The sequence below is a fragment of the Polaromonas sp. genome (assembly GCF_041689105.1).
Lineage (GTDB): Bacteria > Pseudomonadota > Gammaproteobacteria > Burkholderiales > Burkholderiaceae_C > Polaromonas.
On sequence record NZ_JBDNGU010000216.1, the window covers coordinates 1 to 3,619 of the forward strand.

Sequence of the window (3,619 nt, forward strand, 5' to 3'; positions counted from 1 at the left end):
CCGAGGTGCTTGACCAGCGGACCCCAGCGGAAATACGCGTCGCGCTGGCTCTTGTCCATCTCGCGCACGGTGGAGCCTGCGGGCACCAGGCCAAAGGTGCCCAGGCTGCTGATGACCGTTGGATTTTTCAGCGCCGCGTTGATGGCGGCGTTGGCGTTGTCGATGATGTTGTCTGGCGTTTTTGCCGGGGCATAGAAGCCAAACCATTCCTCGGTCGTCAGTTCGGCGAAGCCCTGCTCGGCAAAGGTGGGCACTTCAGGCGAGAACGGCGAACGAGTCGGCCCCGAGGTGGCAAGGATGCGGATTTTGCCCGCCTTGTGGTTGGCCAGAAAATCGCCACTGGGTGTGACCATCGATGCGAGCTGCCCGCCGATCAGGTCGGTCACGCCGGGCACGGAGCCGCGGTAGGGCACATGCTGCATCGGCACATTGGTATAGCTGCTCAGGAGCGCGCCCAGGAAGTGCGGCAGCGAACCAGCTGCCGGCGAGCCATAACTGGCCTTGTCCGGGTTGGCCTTGCCCCAGGCGACAAAGTCTTTGACCGTCCTGACCGAGGCTGGAACCATGGGCCCGACCGCCAGGCCGTGGTGCATGACTGCGGCAATCGACACAGGCATCAAGTCCTTGAACGGGTCGTAGCTGAGCTTGGTGTAGATGTGCGGGTAGACCGAGGTGCACGAGTACGGTGTAAGCAGCAGGGTGCGCCCGTCCGGCGCGGCATTCTTGACCGTTTCGCAGGCGATGCGCCCGCCCGCGCCAGGCTTGTTCTCCACCACGGCGGCATTCGGGGTGTAGCTGCTGCCCCGCAACTGTTCGCCGATACGGCGGCTCGTTGCGTCGGCCGTGCCGCCTGCCGGAAAACCGTTGATGATCTTGACCTGCTCCAGTCCCTGGGCGCGGGCGACCAGAGGGAGCAAGGTACCGAGCGCGGCAAGTGCGCTTGAGGACTGGACAAAGTGGCGACGGGTGGTCATGGCAAGTCTCCTTTGAAAGGTGAGTGAGGGGGAATCGAAAGCTTTGAACTCAGCACTCGGCGGCGAAGCCTGCCTGCTTGATCTGGCGACGCCATTCCTTGTTCATGCGTCAGGGTCCTGCCGGGTCGTCCCAGAGGTGGCTTGCGCGCCCTCGAGGGGCTGCGGACGAGCGTGAGTGTGGAGACGCAGCCACTCCTGGGGCTTGATGATGAAGCCCACGCTTTCATCGTGCAGGGCGTGGACCAGCGCTTCGCGGTGATTCAGTACGGCGCGCTGGTTGATCGAACCCTTGTCGGTGACTTCACCCTTGTCGATCAATGGCGGCTCGGCCATCAGGTGCGCGCGCGCGATGTGGCTGGCGCTGCCGGTCGATGTCTGGGCCAGGTCGTTGAGCAACTTCTGGAAGCGGGCCTGGACCGGCGCGCTTTCAAGAACGTTTTTAAATGGGGCGTCGGCATCCAGTCCGCTGAGGGCGCGGCAGGCCGCTGTCGGGAAGATCAGCGCACCGACTTCCTTGAGGTGGATGCCGGTCAGCACCGCGTCCTGCACATACGGCGCGCCGGCCGCGATGATTTTTGCGCGCAGCGGCCCGACGCTGACGAAGGTGCCGGTGGCGAGCTTGAAGTCCTCGGCAATGCGGCCGTCGAATTTCAGCCCCTTGTGAATGTCGTTGTCGTCTATCCATGCGACCGCATCGCCGGTACAAAAGAATCCCTCGTCGTCCAGCGATTCCTGCGTGGCCTCGGGGGCGCGCCAATAACCTGGCGTGATATTGGGGCCGCGGTAGCGCACCTCGGTCTTGCCATCCATCGGCACCAGCTTGAGTTCGAGTCCCGGTGTCGGCACACCCAGGTCGCCAGCCCGCACGTCGGGGCTGGTCACAAAAATCCCGAAAGGTCCGGACTCCGTCATGCCCAGGCCAGTGCCCATCACGATGCGCTCATCAACCTCCGCTTCCTGGGTCTGGTGCAGGCTGTCCCACACCGGCTGGGCCAGTGCCGCACCGGCGTAGAAAAACATCTTCACGCGTGACAGCAGGTTCTTGCGCAACTGGTTGTCGGTCTTCATGGCATTGGCAATCGCCTCGAAGCCGGTCGGCACATTGAAGTACACCGTGGGTGCGATTTCGCGCAGGTTGCGCAAGGTCTCGCCCATCAGTGCCGGCGTGGGTTTGCCGTCGTCGATGTACAAGGTGCCGCCGTTGTAGAGCGTCATGCCGACATTGTGGTTGCCGCCAAAGGTGTGGTTCCACGGCAGCCAGTCCACCAGCACCAGCGGTTGCTCAGCCAGCACCGGCATCGACTGGCGCATCTGCTGCTGGTTGGCGCACCACATGCGCTGGGTGTTGATGACCGCCTTGGGCAGTTTGGTCGAGCCCGAAGTGAACAAAAACTTGACGATGGTGTCCGGGCCAGTGGCCTGCATGGCCGCATCCACAGCCGGCGTCGCTTTGGTCGAAAGTAACTGGTAAAATGTGGTTGTAGCCCTTTCCAGACGGGCGCTACCAGCTATTGAATTAATAGCGACTTCAACCTCCGGGCCGACGGTGGCCGCAATCGCCTTGCCGTAGCGGCCGGCATCGCTGGCGAACACCAGGCCGGGCGTCAACGTCGCCAGCACGTGCCGCAGCTTGTCGTAGTCCTGGCTGACGGTGGAGTAAGCCGGCGACACCGGGCAGTAGGGCACGCCAATGTACATGCAACCCAGTGCCAGCAGCGCGTGCTCCAGGTCGTTTTCGCTGAGGATGGCGACAGGGCGGTCCGCGGTCAGCCTGCGGTCCAGCAAGGCCTGGCCGATGCTGCGTGCGCTGGCCAGCGCCTCGGCGTAACTGATGTGGCGCCAGTCGCCCGGTGTGCCATCGGCATTTTTTGTACGTCGCGCCACGAAGCTGCGGTCGGGCGCGACTTGCGCCCAGTGCACCAGCTGGTCGGTCATGTGCCTTGCGTAACTTGCCAGCGGCTGGTCGGCTTTCAGGTACTGCGTGCCTTGCCCGCCGTCCCGCAACTCGACGCGGGTCACGCCGAAAACCATCGGGCGGTAAACCGGTACCGGGCTGACGCGGGAAGGGGCGCTTGTCTCGCTCATGTTCTTTTGTTTCTTCTGTCTTTGTTCGCTCGGTGTCGTGCGTGGCTGTGCGGCGCGCTCAGCCCTTGGCGACCTTACTGGCCTTGCCAGCCAGGAAAGCCTGCACGCGCTGCTTGGCCTCGGGCGCGCTCTGCGCAATGGCCGCCATCAGCGATTCGGTAAAAAAGCCCTGGTCGGCGGGTTGCTCGGCGATGCGGGGCAGCGCGTGCATCAGCGCATAGTTGGTCAGCGGCGCGTTGTCAGCAACCCGTTTCGCCAGGTCCAGCGCCTTGTCGAAGGCCTGGCTCTCAGGCACGAGATACTGCGCAAAACCGGCACGTTCGCCGTCCTCGGCGTTGTAAACCCGGCCGGTCAGCATCATGTCGGTCATGCGCGCGACGCCCACCAGCTTGGGGATACGCACGGAGCCGCCACCGCCGACAAAAATGCCGCGCGAGCCCTCGGGCAGCGCGTAGAAAGCGGTCGCATCAGCCACGCGGATGTGGCAGGCGCTGGCCAGCTCCAGCCCGCCGCCGACCACCGCGCCGTGCAGTGCGGCGATCACAGGCACCGGGCCGAAC

General features: G+C 64.2%; 3 protein-coding genes. All 3 read right to left on the reverse strand.

Going from position 1 to position 3,619, the window contains the following annotated elements; translation table 11 throughout:
* Window positions 1-974: Bug family tripartite tricarboxylate transporter substrate binding protein (locus ACESMT_RS20760; protein WP_372828488.1), on the reverse strand; the 974-nt coding region annotated here is incomplete at its 3' end.
* 102 nt (window positions 975-1,076) lie between these two features.
* Entirely contained in the window at window positions 1,077-3,059 is a 1,983-nt protein-coding gene (locus ACESMT_RS20765; protein WP_372828489.1) for a feruloyl-CoA synthase, read from the reverse strand.
* Window positions 3,060-3,117: 58 nt separating this feature from the next.
* Window positions 3,118-3,619: crotonase/enoyl-CoA hydratase family protein (locus tag ACESMT_RS20770; RefSeq protein ID WP_372828490.1), on the reverse strand; the 502-nt coding region annotated here is incomplete at its 5' end.